The organism is Dyella dinghuensis, from assembly GCF_003977615.1.
Lineage (GTDB): Bacteria > Pseudomonadota > Gammaproteobacteria > Xanthomonadales > Rhodanobacteraceae > Dyella_B > Dyella_B dinghuensis.
Map to the genome: position 1 here is coordinate 286,366 of NZ_RYZR01000005.1, position 18,774 is coordinate 305,139.

18 protein-coding genes are annotated in these 18,774 nt (G+C 58.8%); 7 read left to right on the forward strand and 11 right to left on the reverse strand.

Annotation, left to right across the window (positions count from 1 at the left end; all coding sequences use genetic code 11):
• Nucleotides 1-5 precede the first annotated feature (5 nt).
• On the reverse strand, nucleotides 6-854 hold the full coding sequence (locus EKH79_RS08900) for a tryptophan 2,3-dioxygenase (RefSeq protein WP_126673856.1): 849 nt from the start codon (nucleotides 852-854) through the stop codon (nucleotides 6-8).
• A gap of 208 nt (nucleotides 855-1,062) precedes the next feature.
• Here EKH79_RS08900 and pdhA point away from each other — a divergent pair, with 208 nt between their 5' ends.
• From pdhA to EKH79_RS08915, 3 genes are all read left to right on the forward strand, one after another.
• Nucleotides 1,063-2,148 carry a pyruvate dehydrogenase (acetyl-transferring) E1 component subunit alpha gene (gene pdhA / locus EKH79_RS08905; RefSeq protein WP_126673441.1) on the forward strand — a complete coding sequence of 362 codons (1,086 nt, stop codon included), beginning with the start codon at nucleotides 1,063-1,065 and terminating at the stop codon, nucleotides 2,146-2,148.
• A 3-nt stretch (nucleotides 2,149-2,151) separates the two neighbouring features.
• Nucleotides 2,152-3,132 carry an alpha-ketoacid dehydrogenase subunit beta gene (locus tag EKH79_RS08910; protein WP_126673442.1) on the forward strand — a complete coding sequence of 327 codons (981 nt, stop codon included), beginning with the start codon at nucleotides 2,152-2,154 and terminating at the stop codon, nucleotides 3,130-3,132.
• A gap of 166 nt (nucleotides 3,133-3,298) precedes the next feature.
• Nucleotides 3,299-4,684, forward strand: a complete 1,386-nt coding sequence (locus EKH79_RS08915) for a dihydrolipoamide acetyltransferase family protein (protein ID WP_126673443.1) — start codon at nucleotides 3,299-3,301, stop codon at nucleotides 4,682-4,684.
• 92 nt (nucleotides 4,685-4,776) lie between these two features.
• Here EKH79_RS08915 and EKH79_RS08920 read toward each other — a convergent pair whose 3' ends face one another.
• From EKH79_RS08920 to EKH79_RS08945, 6 genes are all read right to left on the reverse strand, one after another.
• Nucleotides 4,777-6,243, reverse strand: coding sequence for an MFS transporter (locus EKH79_RS08920; RefSeq protein WP_126673444.1), 1,467 nt, complete (start codon nucleotides 6,241-6,243; stop codon nucleotides 4,777-4,779).
• A gap of 78 nt (nucleotides 6,244-6,321) precedes the next feature.
• The gene (locus tag EKH79_RS08925) at nucleotides 6,322-7,758 is read right to left on the reverse strand and encodes an NAD-dependent succinate-semialdehyde dehydrogenase (protein WP_126673445.1); all 1,437 of its coding nucleotides are present in this window, start codon (nucleotides 7,756-7,758) and stop codon (nucleotides 6,322-6,324) included.
• The gene (locus EKH79_RS08930) at nucleotides 7,755-8,792 is read right to left on the reverse strand and encodes an aldo/keto reductase (RefSeq protein ID WP_126673446.1); all 1,038 of its coding nucleotides are present in this window, start codon (nucleotides 8,790-8,792) and stop codon (nucleotides 7,755-7,757) included. The genes EKH79_RS08925 and EKH79_RS08930 overlap by 4 nt, the downstream gene beginning before the upstream one ends.
• Nucleotides 8,793-8,803: 11 nt before the next feature.
• Nucleotides 8,804-9,322: a formaldehyde-activating enzyme gene (fae, locus tag EKH79_RS08935; protein ID WP_126673447.1), complete on the reverse strand. Its 519-nt coding sequence runs from the start codon at nucleotides 9,320-9,322 to the stop codon at nucleotides 8,804-8,806.
• A gap of 209 nt (nucleotides 9,323-9,531) precedes the next feature.
• A complete protein-coding gene (locus EKH79_RS08940) occupies nucleotides 9,532-10,905 on the reverse strand; it encodes a sensor histidine kinase (protein ID WP_126673448.1) in 1,374 nt (457 codons plus the stop codon).
• Nucleotides 10,902-11,597, reverse strand: a complete 696-nt coding sequence (locus tag EKH79_RS08945) for a response regulator (protein WP_126673449.1) — start codon at nucleotides 11,595-11,597, stop codon at nucleotides 10,902-10,904. Before EKH79_RS08945 ends, EKH79_RS08940 begins: the two co-directional genes overlap by 4 nt.
• A gap of 215 nt (nucleotides 11,598-11,812) precedes the next feature.
• Between EKH79_RS08945 and EKH79_RS08950 the strand changes: the two genes are divergently transcribed.
• A complete protein-coding gene (locus EKH79_RS08950) occupies nucleotides 11,813-12,331 on the forward strand; it encodes a Spy/CpxP family protein refolding chaperone (protein ID WP_126673450.1) in 519 nt (172 codons plus the stop codon).
• A gap of 118 nt (nucleotides 12,332-12,449) precedes the next feature.
• Here the strand turns inward: EKH79_RS08950 and EKH79_RS08955 are convergent, their stop codons facing one another.
• Nucleotides 12,450-12,986: a carboxymuconolactone decarboxylase family protein gene (locus EKH79_RS08955; RefSeq protein ID WP_126673451.1), complete on the reverse strand. Its 537-nt coding sequence runs from the start codon at nucleotides 12,984-12,986 to the stop codon at nucleotides 12,450-12,452.
• A gap of 139 nt (nucleotides 12,987-13,125) precedes the next feature.
• Between EKH79_RS08955 and EKH79_RS08960 the strand changes: the two genes are divergently transcribed.
• The gene (locus tag EKH79_RS08960; RefSeq protein WP_126673452.1) at nucleotides 13,126-14,067 is read left to right on the forward strand and encodes an AraC family transcriptional regulator; all 942 of its coding nucleotides are present in this window, start codon (nucleotides 13,126-13,128) and stop codon (nucleotides 14,065-14,067) included.
• A 64-nt stretch (nucleotides 14,068-14,131) separates the two neighbouring features.
• Entirely contained in the window at nucleotides 14,132-15,718 is a 1,587-nt protein-coding gene (locus tag EKH79_RS08965) for an inorganic phosphate transporter (protein WP_126673453.1), read from the forward strand.
• 140 nt (nucleotides 15,719-15,858) lie between these two features.
• Here the strand turns inward: EKH79_RS08965 and EKH79_RS08970 are convergent, their stop codons facing one another.
• A complete protein-coding gene (locus tag EKH79_RS08970; RefSeq protein ID WP_126673454.1) occupies nucleotides 15,859-16,074 on the reverse strand; it encodes a hypothetical protein in 216 nt (71 codons plus the stop codon).
• 329 nt (nucleotides 16,075-16,403) lie between these two features.
• On the opposite strand from EKH79_RS08970, the gene EKH79_RS08975 reads away from it, so the two are divergent.
• Nucleotides 16,404-16,847: a BON domain-containing protein gene (locus tag EKH79_RS08975; protein ID WP_126673455.1), complete on the forward strand. Its 444-nt coding sequence runs from the start codon at nucleotides 16,404-16,406 to the stop codon at nucleotides 16,845-16,847.
• Nucleotides 16,848-16,949: 102 nt separating this feature from the next.
• On the opposite strand, the gene EKH79_RS08980 is transcribed toward EKH79_RS08975, so the two are convergent.
• Both EKH79_RS08980 and EKH79_RS08985 read right to left on the reverse strand, forming a co-directional pair.
• Entirely contained in the window at nucleotides 16,950-17,708 is a 759-nt protein-coding gene (locus EKH79_RS08980; RefSeq protein WP_126673456.1) for an SEL1-like repeat protein, read from the reverse strand.
• 174 nt (nucleotides 17,709-17,882) lie between these two features.
• Nucleotides 17,883-18,599: an SEL1-like repeat protein gene (locus tag EKH79_RS08985; protein ID WP_126673457.1), complete on the reverse strand. Its 717-nt coding sequence runs from the start codon at nucleotides 18,597-18,599 to the stop codon at nucleotides 17,883-17,885.
• Nucleotides 18,600-18,774 lie beyond the last annotated feature (175 nt).

The window sequence follows — 18,774 nt, forward strand, 5'->3', positions numbered from 1 at the left end:
AGGCATCAGCTTCCCAATATCGTGCGCACGTCGAGCAATTCCGGGAAAAACTCCAAATCCAGCGCCTTCTTCAAAAACGCCACACCGGAGGAACCACCCGTCCCCCGGCGATGTCCGATGATGCGCTCGACGGTTTTCATATGGCGGAAACGCCAGAGTTGGAAACTCTCTTCCACGTCCACCAGCTGTTCGCACATGTGGTACTCCGGCCAGAACGTTGCACGCTCCTCGTAAATGCGCTTGAACACCGGCAATAAATCGTCATGGCGCTGATAAGGTTCGCTCCAGTCGCGTTCGACGCGCGCCGCGGGCACCGCGTGGCCACGGCGCGCCAGATAACGCAGGAATTCGTCGTACAACCCCGGCGCTTCCAGCACTTCGCGAAGTTGCGCTTGCGCCTTGGGGTCGTAGTCGAATACGGGCAGCATCTGCGCGTTCTTGTTGCCGAGCATGAATTCGATCATGCGGTACTGCAGCGACTGAAAGCCCGAGGAAGGGCCCAGCACATCGCGAAACTCCAGATACTCCGAAGGCGTCAGCGTCTCCAGCACGGCCCACTGTTCAAACAGCTGGCGCTGCACCTGCTTCACCCGCGCAAGAATCTTCAGACACGCATCGATGTCATCCATCCGCAAATGCGCGATGGCGGCTTTCAGCTCGTGGATGACCAGCTTCATCCAGAGTTCCGCCACCTGGTGCTGCACGATGAAAAGCGTCTCATCATGGTGCGGCGGCTGGCTGAGGGGCTGTTGGGCGCTGAGCAACTGGTCCAGCCGCAGGTAGCCGCCGTAGGTCATCCGGCCGTTCAGGTCCAGCTCGATGCCCGCTTCAAGATCCCGCCGATTGTCCGTCATGGTCGCCCGCAAATCCCGGAAAACGCACATGTTAACCGGTCGCGGGGGCGGGGCCGTACGGACTCGCATGCTGCACCGTACCTTGCGGCGCAACATGGCGTCCTGCTAAAAATTGCCGTCTTACTCTGGGATTTTATGCGCGTCCGGCCCCACTGGATGGGCCGCGCCTCCCCCCGCAGATTTTTCCTACCCCACCCGGGAGCGAGTCGTGTCCATCGCCGCCAAGTTTGAAATCGAATATCTGCAATACCTCGATGCCGAAGGCAAGCAAGTCCGTGACGACCTGCCTGAGTTCGCCAAAGACCTCAACCACATGGTCGAGCTGTACAAGCTGATGATGTCGACACGCGTGTTCGACGCGAAGTCGGTAGCACTGCAACGTACCGGCAAGCTCGGCACCTATGCAAGCTGCCTCGGTCACGAAGCCTCGCACGTGGGCATCGGCAGCGCCATGCGGCCTGAAGACGTGTTCGCCCCCAGCTACCGCGAGTACGGTGCACAGCTCTACCGTGGCGTACAGCCGCGCGAGGTGTACATGTACTGGGGCGGTGACGAGCGCGGGAATGATTATCAGAAAGAACCTGCACGTCACGACTTCGCCTGGTCGGTGCCGATTGCCACGCAGTGCCTGCATGCCGCCGGTTCCGCGCTGGCCTTCAAGATCCGCAACGAACCGCGCGTAGCCGTATGCACGATCGGTGACGGCGGTTCGTCGAAGGGTGACTTCTACGGTGCCATCAACATCGCTGGCGCGCAGAACCTGCCGATGGTTGCTGTCATCGTGAACAACCAGTGGGCGATTTCGGTGCCGCGCAAGATTCAGTCCGGCGCCACGACGCTCGCGCAGAAAGGCATCGCCGCCGGCCTCTACAGCATCCAAGTGGACGGCAACGACATCATTGCCGTGCGCAAGGCGATGGAAGACGCGCTCGAACGCGCACGCACCGGCAAGGGTGCCAGCGTGTTGGAACTGGTTACCTACCGCCTGAGCGATCACACCACCGCCGACGACGCACGTCGTTATCGCGGCGAGCAGGAAGTGAAAGACGCCTGGGCGAAAGAGCCGATGAAGCGCCTGCGCAACTGGCTGGTCGCCAAGAAAGTGTGGGACGACAAGAAAGAAGAAGCCTGGAAGAACGAGTGCGACGAGTGGATGGATAACGAGGTCAACGCTTACCTCGAAACCAAGACCCAGCCCGTCACGGCGATGTTCGACTACACCTTCGCCGAAGTCCCTGCCGATCTCGCCAAACAGCGCGATCTGGCTATCTCGCTCGACAAGAAGGCGCACTGAGCCATGGCACAAATCACTCTTATCGAAGCCGTTACCCAGGCACTCGCTTATGAAATGGCGCACGACGAAAGCGTCGTGGTGCTGGGTGAAGACGTTGGCGTGAACGGCGGTGTGTTCCGCGCCACGCAGGGTCTGCAGGAAAAGTTCGGCGAACTGCGCGTGCTCGACACGCCGCTGGACGAAACCACCATCGCCGGCGTTACCGTCGGGCTGGCCGCACAGGGCATGAAGCCGGTAGCCGAAGCGCAGTTCGAAGGCTTCATCTATCCGATGATGGAACAGATCGCCTGCCACGCTGCACGTCTGCGCAACCGCACGCGCGGCCGCATCACTGTGCCGGCCGTGTGGCGTGCACCGTGGGGCGGTGGTATCCGTGCACCGGAACATCACTCCGAAGCGAACGAACATCTGTTCACCAATATCCCCGGCCTGCGCGTGGTGATGCCGTCGTCGCCGGCGCGTGCTTACGGTCTGCTGCTCGCCGCCATCCGCGATCCGGATCCGGTGATGTTCTTCGAACCCAAGCGCATCTACCGCCAGTACAAGGAAGAAGTGCCGGACGACGGTGAAGCACTGCCGCTCGACGTGTGCTTCGTGCTGCGTGACGGTACCGATGTCACCATCGTGACGTGGGGTGCGCAGGTGAAAGAAGCGCTGGAAGCGGCCGACGCACTGGCCGAAGAAGGCATCAGCGCCGAAGTGATCGACGTGGCCACGCTCACGCCGCTCGACTTCGACACCATCGCCGAATCGGTGCAGAAGACGGGCCGTTGCGTGATCGTGCACGAAGCGCCCAAGACCGCTGGCTTCGGCGCGGAAATCGCTGCACGCGTTGCGGAAGAGTGCCTGTATGAACTGCTCGCGCCAGTCGAGCGCGTTACCGGTTACGACACGCACATCCCGCTGTTCCGTCTGGAAATGAAGTATCTGCCCAGCACGGAGCGTGTGGTCGAAGCCGCCAAGCGCACGCTCGCAGCAAGCTAACGCTCTTAGCCCCTCCCCCTGCTTGCAGGGGGAGGTCGGGAGGGGGTAGTTCCCCACAAAACGCAGCATTCCGCTTTGTGACGGCTACACCCCCACCCCAACCCTCCCCCGCTACACGCAGGGGAGGGAGCCCACAACGAATCATCCACTTTTCGGAACTCCGAACATGGCCGACATCAAGACGTTCTACCTGCCGGACCTCGGCGAAGGCTTGCCCGACGCGACCGTCGTCGAATGGCACGTCAAGGAAGGCGACACCATCAAGCTCGACGCACCGCTGGTGTCGATGGAAACCGCCAAGGCGGTGGTCGACGTGCCTTCGCCCTACACCGGCAAAGTCACCAAGCTACACGGCGCTGCAGGCGACGTGATCGAAACCGGCGCAGCACTCGCCGAATTCGAACCCGATCCGAATGCCAAGCAACGTGCCGAAGCCGAATCCACCGGCCATCATCACGGACCGAAGAAGGCTGCCGCACCGGCTGCCGAGCCGAAAAAAGTCACCGCTTCCGATGAAGGCGGCGAGATCGAATCGGGCAACGGCAAGACGGCGGACCGCGAAGACGAAGGTACGGTGGTCGGCGCAATGATCAGCGGCAGCCACGTGCACGTTGAGCAAGCGTCCAGCGTGGGTGGCGTGAAGGCCGTTCCGGCCGTTCGCGCGCTGGCGAAGAAACTCAAGGTCGATATCGCACGCGTGAAGCCGTCAGGCGCCGATGGCGTCGTCACTCTGCAGGATGTGAAGAACGCTGCTGCAAATGGCTCCGCTGCACTCGGTGCGGCGCCTGCGCGTGCGGCGCCCTCTTCTGCTGGTCGTCACCTCGCTCCCGAGCTGCCGCAGCCGGAAGCGGCGCGTACGCCGACGTCGCTCGCGGGCAAGCCGGTGCGCACTGCGCCGCCAAGCGTGCAAGCAAGTGGCCAGCCGGAACAGTTGAAGGGCGTTCGCCGCAATATGGCGCGCGTGATGGCCGATGCACATGCCAACGTCGTTCCTACCACGCTGGTGGACGATGCGGATCTGCATGCATGGATCGGCAAGCAAGACATCACCGCTCGCCTCATTCGCTCCATCGTCGCTGCGTGCAAGGCTGTCCCTGCGCTCAATGCATGGTTCGACGGCAAGAACCTGACTCGCACGCTGCACCCGCATGTGGACATCGGCATCGCCGTGGACACGGAAGACGGCTTGTTCGTGCCAGCCCTGCGCAATGCCGACGTGCTGGATGGTGCCGGCATCCGCGCCGGTATCAAGCGTCTGCGTACACAGGTGGAAGATCGCACGATTCCGTCGTCGGAACTGAGCGGCTACACAATCAGCCTGTCGAACTTCGGTATGTTCGCTGGCCGTTACGCGACACCGGTGGTTGTGCCGCCATGCGTGGCCATCATCGGTGCGGGCAAACTGAGTCACGATGTGGTGGCAGTCATGGGCGGCATCGAAGTGCATCGCCGCATGCCGATCAGCATCACCTTCGACCATCGTGCTGCAACGGGTGGCGAGGCGGCTCGTTTCCTGAAGGCGATGCTTGACGATCTGTCGCTGCCTAACTAATCGCCGGTCGTTGCTTAAAGAAAAAGCGCCCCTCCCGGGGCGCTTTTTTTGTGGTCTAAATATTGTTTCGCAGACCAAAATGCGGTCGCCCTTCAGATCCTCGTGCAATCGTTCAGACGCAGATGCCGTGTTTCCGGCGCCCAGATGATCGACACCACCATGCCGATAACCAGTACCGCTGCCAGCGACAGCATCGCCATTTCCACGCCATAACGCGCCATGGCCATCGGCAGTACAAATACACTGAACGCTGAGCCAAGACGACTGAACGCGATGGCGAATCCCACACCGCATGCACGCACTTCGGTAGGAAAGCATTCGGGCGGATAAACACCAACGAGGTTTGATACCGCCGACAAGGCTGCCGTGAACACAGCGAACGACGCCACTAGTGCCATTCCCCATGAGTTTGGCAACAGGCTTAACGCCGCCAGCGATACAGCAGTGACTGCAAAGGAAGAAATCAGGAATACGCGTCGCGGCAGGATGACGGTGAGCCAGATACCGACGATCGCTCCTGCAATCAGCAAACCATTCAACAAGAGGTCGGCGTGTCCATCGTTCGGTAAATTGAATAGCCGGAGAATGGTGGGGAGGAACGTATAAATCGCGAAGTACGGAATCACGATGCACACGAAGAACACACAGTTGAACAGCGTGCGGCGAATCAGATCACGGTGAAAAAGACGACCGAATCCACCCGACGCATGATGATCGTCGCGCGTTCTCGTATCGAGCATCACCTTCTTGCCAAAGTACTTTTCCACCACCGCATTTGCTTCGGCCTGGCGTCCCTTGTTGAACAGCCAACGCGGTGATTCGGGCGTACCCATGCGCAATACTAGAACGATCAGTGCCGGAACACCGGCCGAAGCCAACACCCAACGCCACGCGTCAGGATTCGATGACTTTTGAATGTACTCCATGCCAATGATATTGGCCGCCACATAGCCGATGGTCCAAATTACGCTAAACGAACCCAACAGCAAACCGCGATGCTTGCGCGGCGAGAACTCGGCAAGAATCGCGTGCCCCACCGCGAAATCGCCGCCCATGCCTATACCGAGCAACACACGTAACAAACACAGTGCCAGCGGCGATTGCACATAGAACTGCGCAAAAGCCGTGGCAGTGATGATCACAAAGCTCAGCAGGAAAATCTTCTGACGGCCGACGCGATCGGATAGACGTCCAAAAATCAGACTTCCGAGGAAAATACCCATCAGAGTGGAGCTGCCAATCAGCCCATTCCATACAGCTGCAAGCCCAGCATCGACTCCGAGAAAATTCAGAATACTTTGCAGGACAACAGGCAACGGTTGAAGCTGCCCGTTGATGGCCTGCATCTGATTGAGAAATGGCGTCAACGCGTAAGCGATCGTGCCAATTGCATATCCTTCGGTCAGATGCGCGCCAAACGTCAGTCCGGCGATCTTGCAATGGAAGAAGTTCAACGGCACATCGTCGAGCAGAACCTTCTTCTCCGACGTCCCTTGTTGTTTGTCGATATGTCCGACCAATCCCTCCGCGGTTACAGCTCGTCCATCTCCGCTGCCCATGTCACTCCCTTCCCTAGCATGAGCGCCGAAGGCGCCCGGGTTATGCAAACCACAAGGTCGCCCGTGTCATTCGCTTCGTTATTGCAAGCCGCCCATCATCAGGTACTTCAGTTCGACGTATTCATCGAGGCCATACTTGGAGCCCTCGCGACCAAGACCTGATTCCTTTACGCCGCCGAACGGAGCGACTTCGGTGGAGATGATTCCTTCATTGATGCCGATCATTCCGCTCTCGATCGCGTCGGCAACGCGCCAGATGCGCTTCATGTCCTGCGTGTAGAAGTACGCGGAAAGACCATACGGCGTGTTGTTAGCGGCGGCGATCACCTCCTCTTCCGTATCGAATTGGAAACACGCTGCAACGGGGCCGAAGGTCTCGTCCTCGGCGATCAACATGTCGTGCCGGGCATTCGTCAAAACGGTCGGTTCGTAGAATGTTCCGCCCAACACATGGGGCTGGCCACCGATGAGCACGTTTGCCCCTTTGCTTACCGCATCCGCGACATGAGCTTGGACTTTTTCAAGCGCCGCCTGATTGATCAGCGGGCCTTGTTCGACCTCGCCCGTCAGGCCGTTACCGACCCTCAGCTTGCTGACTGCCGTCGACAGCGCCGTGGTGAAGGCATCGTAGATACCACTCTGAACATAGAAGCGATTGACACACACGCAGGTTTGTCCGGTGTTCCGGAATTTCGATGCCATCGCACCGCGCACAGCCGCATCGATATCGGCGTCGTCAAACACGATGAAGGGTGCGTTACCACCCAGTTCCAGCGACATTTTCTTCAAGGTATTCGCGCACTGGCTCGCCAGGAGCTTGCCGGTGCGCGTTGAGCCGGTAAACGAGAGTTTGCGAACGATTTCCGACTCAGTAAACACCTTGCCGATCGCACGCGCTTCGCCGGCAACAACGTTGAAGACGCCAGCGGGAATACCCGCCTCTTCGGCAAGCACCGCCAGCGCAAGGGCCGATAGTGGCGTGTCCTCTGCGGGCTTGAGCACCATCGTGCAGCCAGCCGCGAGTGCCGGTGCAGCCTTGCGTGTGATCATCGCGAGCGGAAAATTCCACGGCGTGATAGCCGCGACAACCCCCACGGGCTCGCGCGTTACGAGGATCTTCGAACCAGGAAACGGGCTGGGGATGACATCGCCATAGGCGCGCTTGGCCTCTTCCGCGAACCATTCCAGGAAACTCGCGGCGTAACCGACTTCTCCACGCGCCTCGGCGATCGGTTTGCCCTGCTCGCGCGTCAGAAGCTCCGCGAGCGCTTCTTTGTGCTCCAGCATCAACTCGCCCCAACGGCGAACCTTGATGCTGCGTTCCTTGGCGGTCAGCGCGCGCCAGGCAGGGAATGCTTTGGCTGCCGCGGACACCGCTTGCTGAGCTTCCACCTCACCGCCTCGCGCGATCTCGACGATGATGTCGCCTGTCGCCGGATTGCGAACGGGGAACAAAGTGGAACTTGTTACCCATTTGCCATCGATGTAGTGACTATTGCGAATCAATTCCTTCATGCCGCATTGCTCTTGTCTTGCGCATATTCGTTGTGCGCTGGGCGGGATTCGCGTGCGATGCGCTTACCGGACGTGTAATCGTTGATAAGGTCGCAAGGCGTGTAGTTGCGCTCCAGCTCGTACAACTCTTCGTCGTCGAGTTTTGTGTTCAGCGCTGCTACGGCGCTATCGAACTGCGCAGGCGAATCGGCACCGACCAGCATGCTGGCGATGCTGCTCTGACCGAGCACCCAAGCTTGCGCGATTTGCGCAGGGGACACGCCGCGTTTTGCGGCGACACGAGAAGCGGATGCAGCAATCGCCAGCGACGCTTTGTCGCCATACATCTGCGCGGTAAAGAAATCGGTCTGATTGCGCGTCGAGTTCGCATCGCCTGAGAGCAGGCCGCGCGCCAGCGGACTGAACACTGACACACCGATGCCCTGGTCGGCACAATACGGAATCATTTCACGCTCTTCCTCGCGGTACGCAAGGTTGTACTGCAGCTGCATGTTGATGGGTTTGGCCCAGCCATGCCGTTCGCACGCCTGGATGATCTTGGCGAGTTGCCACGTGTACATGGTGGACACGCCAACGTAGCGCGCCTTGCCCGAGCGTACGATGTCGTTCAATGCATCCATCGTTTCTTCGACGGGCGTATTCACATCGAAGTAGTGCAGCATGTAGATGTCGACGTAATCCATGCCCATGCGCGTGAGCGAGCCATCGATTCCATCCATGATGTGTTTGCGCGAATGGCCGCCGGCATTGGGATAGGCTCCCATGTCGTAACCCACCTTGGTGGTCACGACGATTTCTTCGCGACGAACCAGGCGGTTGAGGATGCGTCCCACGACTTCCTCACCGACACCGGTCGAATAGAAATCCGCGAGATCGATGAAGTTGACGCCCGCTTCCAGGGCGTGTCGAACGATCGGTTCGCTCTGCGCTTCGTCAAAAATCCAGGGCTTCCACTTCGGCGTACCCATATTCATGGTGCCGAGACACAAGCGCGACACTTTCAGGCCCGATTGGCCCAGTCGAACGTATTCCATGTTCGTCGTCCTCAAGCCTTCTTGGGCGTATAGAAGGGATTGGATACATCGCGCGCGGCTGCGAAGACGTCCTGGCGCAGTGGCAGGCCGAGCATGGCGGCCTTGATCGCGTTCTTGCAGGCGCGATAGTTGTTTTCGTACACCGCATCGAGGTCATCCGCTGCGGGATTGACCCAGTTTGCGGAAACGACCACCCAATCGTTCTCTGCTTCGGGCGGCAACACGCCCTGCTCCAGCGATTCGGCGACGGCCTTGGCGATACCCGCTTGCGATGCGCCCCACGTGGCGTTGCCGTGGAAGTCGTTCACGATCTGCGCTTTGTTGACGTAGAGTGTAAGCGGCTTGGTCGGCACACCGGGCGTGGCGATGATGACGAACGGTGCATGACCGGCTGACGGTGTCGCCAACGCCGTGGCAAATGCCTGGCCTGCGGGGCCGGTTCGTGGACCGACCAGCACATTGATGTGTGCGAGATTGACGCCCGGCCCTTCGAAGCCTTCGCCGATATAAAGCTGCTTGCCTGTATCCATGTTTGCTGTGTTGTTCCGCAGTGAGTCGATGACTCGATTGTGCGGTTCGTACAGCAAGCGAAAGAATCGTGCTTTCCCGATGGACACATGAGGAAAGCTCTTGGCACGCCGTGGAGTAATTCCTACACGGAACGAAAATCGTAAACGTACTAGGACTACCGAAATTTCTAGCGAAATCGATTTCGGAACATCACCTCTGATGCCAGAGGTTACGCTCCCTCAGCTCCCGGCAAGCGCATGGTTATCGCCAGTCCGCCACCGTCTGCGTTTTGCGCCGTCACGTCACCGCCATGCACATGCACAACACGATGCACGATAGCCAACCCCAGGCCATGCCCGTTGGCATGCATCGCGTTGGTGCCGCGGAAAAACGGGCGAAAAAGCAGACCAAGCTCTTCCGCTGGAACGCCAGGGCCATGGTCGCGGATGCGCACGATGGCGCTTTGCTGATCTTGCTCGACATCCACGTCGACCGTGCCACGGTCAGGGCTGAACTTGATCGCGTTGGCGATGATGTTGTCCAGCGCACGTTCGAGCAAAATGCCGCTGCCCCACACAAACACCGGGGCCGTGCTGCGTATCTTCAGATCGATACCGCGCGCTTCGGCCTCCACGCGCGCGGCATCCAGGCGTTCTTTCGCGAGATCGGCGATATCGACCGAATCGCGCTCCATGCCTGGCAGGCCGCCCTCGAGCCTTGAGAGTGCGAGCATCTCGGTAGTCATGCGATCCATGCGCACAATCTCGCGCTCTGCATGCTTGAAGTGCACAGCCGCCTCGTGAGCCGTCGCGCTGTGTTGCGCGAGATCGAGAATCAGATGCAGACGCGCCAGCGGTGAGCGCAGTTCATGCGATAGATCCTGCAAGACACCACGATCGTGCGCGACAAGCACTTCGATACGCTCGGCCATGCCATTGAAGTCGCTCGCGAGCTGACCAAGCTCGTCGTGCGCGTTACTCCATCGCTTGTCGACGCGCGTCGTGAATTCTCCGGCTGCCATCTTTCGCGTCGCCGCACGCATGGCTTCAACGGGTCGCGAGACGCTGCGCGCCACCCACCAGCCGATCGCGCCAACCAGCAACAAGGACAGCGCCAGCTGCGAACCAAGCAGAATCTTCTCGCGCATATGGCGCGGAATGCGTGCACGCGAACTACTGACGCCCACGAGTTGCCGCGTGTGGCCGTCCTTGCCGGTCACGTTTTGCACACCGATATAAAAACCTGGGAAGGGATTCAGCGCGAGGTTCTGACCCGCCGCCAGCCAATCCGGCAATGAATCGCGCACCGGCGGCGGCAAATGCATCTCGCGGAGCGGCTGGCCGTTTTCATATAACGTCGCATCGATGCCTTCCGCGCGTTGCTGCTGCGCCCACGTCGCCAGACCATCGGCGCCACCGGTGTCGTAGGCGTCTTCTGCCGACTGCGCAATCGTCGTCCAATCGATGTCCTGCTCGGCCGAAAACGCAATGAAGCTGCTGGTCACCCAGCTGCTGAGCGCGAACACAAGCAGATTGGCGATGCAGAAGTAGATCAGCAATCGCCAGAACAACGGACTTCTGAAGGGACTCTTGAAGGAGGTCATGCCTGCGCGGCGCCGTTGGCCAACAGCACATAGCCGGCACCGCGGATGGAATCGATGCGCGGCGCATTCGGCGAGGCCTCGGTGAGCTTGTGGCGCAAGCGGCTCACATGCACATCGATGCTGCGATCGAATCGCTCCAGCTCGCGGCCAAGCGCCACGCGCGTCAACGACGTCTTGTCGATCACTTCGCCGGCACGCTGCACCAGCATCAACAATAAGGAGAATTCGGCGCCGGTGAGATTGAGTTCCTGATCGCCGGCATACGCGCGCCGTTCGGCGGGCATCAAACGCAATACACCGGCCGTGAGCACACCAGCACCTTCGGCGGAGTGGCGCCTCAACTGCGCACGCACGCGGGCGAGCAATTCGCGCGGCAGGCACGGTTTGGACAGATAGTCGTCCGCGCCCAGCTCAAGGCCGACCACACGATCGACCGGCTCGCCGCGGCCGGAAAGCATGATGACGGGCAGACGATGTTGCGCGCGCAAATCGCGCAAGGTGTCCAGACCGCTACGGCCCGGGAGCATGACATCGAGGATCAACAGGTCCGGACGCAGTGCCGGATCGCGCAGTTGCGTCAGAACGGCCTCGCCATCGTGCACCACTTCCACTTGCAGACCTTCCCGACGCAGATATTCGGAAAGCAGCGCGCACAGCTCGCGGTCGTCATCGCCAATCAGTATTCGGGACATGGGTTCGTCGTGGGGAAGCCAATGGGGACCGGTGCCTACTATCGCATTACCTGTCGCGATTGGCTGCCGGTTAGGCCTTGTAAAACGCGGACTTGGACGACTCGCTTGCCTGACTGGCGATGACTTTACCCTTCTTTACCACGCCGCAAAGATCTTAAACGCGCCCATGCATTCAAATAATCACCAACAACAACCCCCCACGCAGGAGCTTCACTATGCGCAAGACAATGACTCTGTCGATCATCCTGGCTGCGGCTATCGGCTGTTCCGCGCTGGCCTTCGCTCAGGGTGGTCCTGGTTTCGGCGGCCCCGGCGGTCACGGCGGCCACCATGGTTTTCACGACGGCGGCCTCCCCCTCCGCGGCGTGACCCTCACCGACACGCAGAAGGCTTCGATCAAGTCTATCAAGCAGTCGGAATTCACCAGCCTGAAGTCGCAGTTCGAGGCCGTCCATCAGCAGCGCCAGGCGTTTGAAGCCTTGTCGCCGAGCTCGTCGGGCTACCAAGCTGCTGCGGCAAGCCTCGCTCAGGCTGAAGGCCAGCTCACCACCGCCCGCATCACCGCCGAAGCTGCTGCAGATGCCCAGATCTACAACAGCGTGTTGACCGGCGCACAGCAGACGCAGGTTGCCACCAACAAGGCGAACTTCCAGGCGCGTCAGGCCGAGTGGCAGCAGTTCAAGGCCGAGCATGCAACGCAGTCGACTACAAGCAGCTCGAGCTCTGCCCAGTAATACGTTTGACCCATAAAAACGAAGTGTCTCGGTTAGTCGAGTCTTAGCGGACGTTCTAACCCAACTTAAGCGATCGCCGCTGCATCGGCGATCGCTTTTTTTGTTTCCGCATTCGGTATTACGCAACCTTCGGAAAATCAACCACGGTGTCGTTGACGCGGTTGAGCATGTTGGTGAAGAGAATCGCGCTGATCGCATACAGCGCTTCGATGATCTGACGATCGCTATAACCCGCTTGCTTGACCGCATTCACAGCGTCCGCAGGAACGGTGCCGGACGTCTTCACCACATTCACGGCAAATTTCACCAGCGCATCGATCTTGGCGTCGGCACTGAATGCGCCGTTGCGCAATTCATGCATTTGCTCGTTGGTGAATCCGGCGAGCTTGCCCGTAAAGCTATGTGCAGCCACGCAGTAATCACAGCCTGATGCTTCGCTGATCGCAAGATTGATCGCATCCTGCTCGCGGGCATTCAATTGGGTCTGCTTGAGCGCAGCACCCGTTTGCAGCACCTGGCCCAACACGCCCGGTGCATTGCTACCCAGCACGGCATAGGCATTGGGCACCTTGCCGACGGCGCGCTTGATCGCGCTGAACATTTGCTCGGTTTCGCCGGTGGCTTCGTTGATGTCGATGGTATGAAGGCGGTTCATGAGATTTCTCCAGTGGGATTAAAGTTGGCGGGTTGCAACGATTCGCGTCGCTGCATCCGTGGAGCTATCTTAGGCACCGACTGTGCATCGATCTGCACAGAAAAATTCATTTTCTTACCCAATCGTCTCAAGCATTCCCATGGATAGCCTCAGCCATCTGGTCCGCACGCTGTCGGTTTCCGGCCGGGTCGACCTCCATTGCCTGCTCGCGGGCATCTGGATTGCCGATCAGCCCAAAGCGCCACCAGGTCATGTGCCCTATCACGTGGTCTTTGCCGGCGGGGTGCGCGTGCGCATGGGGCACAACGTCCACGAGTTCGAGGCGGGCGACATCCTGGTTTTTCCGCACGGTGCCGGCCACGTGCTGGAGAGCATCGCCCAGGATGCGAACCACACCCCCTCTGACGACAACTTGCAGCAGCATTTCAACGGCGTCGTCACCGAGTTGATTCACCCCGGCGAAGGACCGGCACTTGAGATGTTGTGCGGCGAATTCGTGCTCGGAGAAACCGGCATATGGCTGCTGCGCGCACTGCCGGATGTGCTGCGTATCAGCGCGAAAGACCGCCCATCCGTCCTGTCCTTGGTCGGCATGATGCGCGACGAAAGTGTGGAACCCAAACCTGGCAGCGCTGCGGTCGTCACCGAACTTTCGACCGCACTCTTCACGCTGTTGTTGCGCCGCGTTATGACCGAGCAAGTGGTCCATGGCAGCGTTCTTGCGCTGCTAGCGGATACGCGCATCAGTCGCGCTGTCGATGCCGTGCTGCAGAATCCTGCTCAACCGTGGACAGTCGATACGCTGGCCAAGCAAGCGCATCTCTCTCGCGCCACGTTCGCGCGGCACTTTACGCAACGCAGTGGCATGGCTCCGCTGGAATGGGTCACACAGGTCCGCATGGAACTGGCCGCGCGTTTGTTAACGCATGACGGATTAGCCGCCAATCACGTTGCCGAACGGTGCGGCTATGCATCCGAAGCCGCTTTCGGGCGAGTGTTTAAAAAACATTATCAAGTCGGCCCAGGCGCTTATCGCCGCCGCACACTGAATCGGAGTAGCCTCAACGATTCATCCGTGTGATTGTCACGTATTTGTCTTGTGCAGTGCTTAGCTTCCATGAGGCTGACCACTAAAGGGGCATGCCATGCAGACGGAAGTCGCTGTTGCTACAGCCGCGTCACCAACGAGCCAAGGTTCGGGGCGCATTTTCGGTATTGTTTTTGCCTTGGTGTTGTTGGTGGGCGCCGTCTATGCGGGCGTTCACCTGATCGAAGATCTCTCCATCGTTCGCACACACTCCTCCGGGCCTTTCATCCTGTTAGGCATCGCGCTGCTGATTGCGCTGGGTTTTGAATTCGTCAACGGTTTCCATGACACGGCCAATGCTGTGGCTACGGTGATCTACACCAATTCGTTGCCAGCCAATCTCGCCGTGATCTGGTCGGGCGTCTTCAACTTTCTCGGTGTGTTGACCTCAACGGGTGCGGTTGCGTTCACGGTGGTGTCGCTGCTTCCCGTTGAGTTGATCTTGCAGGTAGGCAGCGGCGCCGGCTTCGCGATGGTGTTCGCACTGCTTATCGCTGCGATTATCTGGAATCTCGGCACGTGGTATTTCGGTTTGCCCAATTCGTCCTCGCATACGTTGATCGGTTCGATCATCGGCGTCGGTCTGGCCAATCAACTGACGTCGTTGAAGACCGGCACCAGCGGCGTGGATTGGAATCAGGCGATGGGCGTATTCAGAGGCCTGATCTTCTCGCCGATTGCGGGTTTCATCCTGGCAGGCCTGCTGATGTTTCTGCTGAAGGGATTGGTGAAGATTCCCTCGCTCTATAAAGCACCCGAAGGCAAGAAGCCGCCGCCGTGGCCGATTCGTGCCCTGCTCGTTCTCACCTGCACTGGCGTGAGCTTCGCGCACGGTTCCAACGATGGTCAGAAGGGCATGGGTTTGATCATGCTGATTCTGATCGGCACGGTTCCCACCGCGTATGCGTTGAACAATGCGGTATCCGGCGGCGAAGTGAAGAGCTTCCATCAGGTCTCGATCGAAGCGCAGCAAGTCCTGGCAAGCCTCGACCACGGCGTACAGATCAATGGCGATCCGCGAACGATCGTCACCACGGCGATCCAGCAGCGCAAGCTGTTGCCCGATACGATCCCCGCGATGTCTGCATTGATTGCAGAGATCGACCATCAGATCGGCACTCGCCAGTCGTTGAGCAACGTTCCGCAAGAGCAGATGGGCAACGTACGTAACGACATCTATCTGGCCGACGCGGCGATTCCTTATGTCCTGTCCTCTCCCGGCGTGACCTCCGAGCAGCATGACGTGCTGACGACGTGGCATGCCCAAGGTGTGAAAGCGACGCAATTCATTCCGCTGTGGGTCAAAGTCGCTGTGGCGCTCGCGCTGGGCTTGGGCACGATGGTGGGCTGGAAGCGCATCGTCACGACGGTCGGCGAAAAGATCGGCAAGGAGCATCTGACGTACGCACAAGGTGCATCGGCAGAATTGGTGGCGATGGGATTGATCATGGCCGCCGACGCGTATCACTTGCCGGTCAGTACAACGCACGTGCTGACCTCGGGCGTCGCGGGCACCATGGCCGCGAATGGTTCAGGCCTGCAGTGGGCAACCGTACGCAATCTGCTGATGGCATGGGTGCTGACGTTGCCTGCTTCGATTCTTCTCGCCGGCATCCTGTTCGTCATTCTCAAGCACGTCTTCTAACTTCCCGATCCATGCAAAAACCAAAAGAGCGCGGCATTCACTGCTGCGCTCTTTTTGCATGAGGCTGATTGAACCAATCACCCGGAATCACAGTTGGTCGTCCCTGACCGTGCCACTTCCTGAGATGACCGTGGCAATGCTTAGTGCTTGTGATGCTTTGCCGCGTGTTTCTTGGCGGCGTGTTCGGCGTGCTCGATCGCATGCAATTTGTGGCCGTGCGCAAGGTGCGCATGGTGACTGGCCGTATCGTGGTCACCGGATTCGGCATGTTTTGCCGCTTCGCGATGATGCTTGGCTGCCTCGTCCAGATGCTTTGCAGCTTCGTGGTGATGATGATGAATCTCATGCTCGCTCATGCAACTCTCCTCGATAGCTAGGCACCCGGCACAGATAACCGGGCTTTGCTAGCTAATCAGAAGACGGTGTCATGCTTGTGACGTCAGACAATCTCGTTTTTCCCATCCGTTACAAAGTAATGCATGACGGCTCTAGGCGAGCAACGTTTGTCGAACAACCTGTTCGCACGATCAACACGTGCCTGAACAAACGCAACGCCTCATGACATTTTGCAACATTGTTTTCACATGCAAGCTGTTGCCATGGTTGCGCAACATGAAACGGACCGGCGTAATCGCTCGTCCGATCACTTTGCAAACAAGTGATTTATATGCCCAAGGAGATTGCCATGCGTAACCTGTCCATTCTGCGCAAAACACTAATCGCGAGCGGTGTCTTGATGGCCGTTGCTGCTCTACCGCTGACTCAGGCGATGGCGCAGGACACGTCCGGCTCATCCGCCATGCAATCCTCGCAACAAGCGCCAGCCTCCGCAGCGTCGTCAAGCAACGAAACCGTACCCGGCAAGGTAGATGACTCCTGGATCACCACCAAGGTGAAATCCAAGCTCGCGGCAGCGAAAGGTATTAAATCCTCGGATATCTCCGTCAACACGACGGAAGGTGTTGTGACGTTGACAGGCACAGTAGCCTCGTCCAAACAACGCACGCGCGTCGAGCACCTCGCGAAACAGGTCAAAGGTGTCAAGAGCGTCGATGGCAGCGGTTTGACTGTCAGCGCAACAAGCAGCAGTTCAACGCCTGCATCGTCAAGCAGCGCCAGCAATCACTAAAAGCGGGTTCGCTCGATGAGTGAACAGCTTTCGATTATGCCGGGCGAGATTCTGCATACCTCGCCCGGCATTGTTCCCGAGCTCGCGTTGTGAGCAGATTCGTCAGTCACGACTTGCGTTGTCGTTGTTTTGCACGGCCGCAGGCCTTTCCTTTAGAACGCCCTGCAAGTTTCCGACTGTTACAGTGCCTTTCCACATCGCATCGCGAACGCCGAAATATTCTTTAGGCACCCAGAACCATTTCGAGTAGAAGTCTGTGCAGACGCGAATGTCGCCAGACTCACAATTCGCGTTTCCCCGCGATATGTACATGTCCGAGTAACCGATAAATCCCGGTTCGGCCCCAAGACCGAATATGTCCATCCAGCTATCGTGCAAGGCTCTAACTTCGCGCGGCTTCGCACTGGCGTCGCCGAACTGTTTGTATAGCGTCTGTTCCAGAGCGAGCGCCTGCTTCTGCTGATCGGAAGTCAGTTGTTGCCAGATCCGGTCACGGGTTTTCTCAAATGGCGGATATTCGCGCTCCGCCGAAAGAGCCACCCATGCGTAAGCTTTCACAGGGTCCTTCGGGACGCCCTGGCCATTGAGATACATCAGGCCTACGCTGACTTGCGATACCTTGTCCGCGTACCAGGCGCTTGCCTGGAAATCGTACATGGCATTCTTGTAGTTTCCTATCGAGTAATCTTCCATGCCGCGATATTCGTAGCGAAGATCGGGATGGCCGACCGTCGTCGTGTTTTCCATAACGTGTAAAGCGTGGCGGGGAGTTGGCAATTTATCCGCGCTGTCTTGCGCGAACACAGGAACAACGATTGACGAGAGCGCGAGTGCTGCGAAACCGACGTGATGCAATTTCATGATGACCTCCTGCGCATTCAATCCTTGGAAACGCGACGTGACAGTCCGGCTGCCACGCGATCAACAGAAAGCGTATGTACCGTACAACCGTTCGATGACGCTGCGCGAGTGCCGTTGGGCGCAGTTCGCCTTGCGCTCATGTAAAAACTAAACCGCAAAGAAGCATGCGGCTAGTTATTGGCCATTGCCGTGAACATTTTGCAGCGGCCCCATGGTTACGGTGCCGCGCCAGGTCGCGTCGCGCCCGGCGAAGTAATTGTTGGGATCCCAATACCATTTGGCATAGGGATCGCTGCACTCGTTGAAGTTGTCCTGCGCACAAATCTTCACGCCGTTATAGGTATGCACATCGGCGCTGGCACCGTAATTGATGCCCGCTGTCATATCCACCTTGCTGTCACGTATCGCTTGCAGCATGCGCGGCTTGGCAACTGCATCGCCATACTGTGCAGCGATGGTCTGCTGCATCACCTTGGCCTCTTTGCGTTGCTGAGAGTCCAGATCTGCCCATACCTGATTTTGCGTCGCCGTAAATTGCGGATATTGACGCTCCGCCGCTACGGAAACCCATGCGTACGCTTTGACGGGATCTTTCTCTATGCCCTGACCGCGCAGATACATCAGACCGATGCTTAGCTGCGACGGTTTGTCCGCATAGTATGCGGCCTGCAAAAAGTCTTTCATGGCACCGGAATAGTCACCGGCTTCATAACGGCGCATACCGGCAAACTCATTGAAGAGATCGGGATGGCCCTGGGTATAGGTCTTGTCCATCGTCGCCAGCGTCGACGTCGTATCGTTCGGCGGCGATGCGGGGGCGTCTTGCGCGAGCGCTGAACCAGGAACCGCGCAAAGCAGCAACCCTAAAAGCTCCACATACGGCTGTTTCATGATGACCTCCGACGCGTTCGTCAAAACCACGCGGCGCGGCATCTTGAATGCCGCGTCATCGGCATAAGGCGAGCTACATCCTACGCCTGACGCGAACGTTGTGAAGGCCCTAGCGAGCGCCATCGCAAAGGGATTAATCCTTTGTGAGGACGATCTATGCGTACCGTTAAACGGA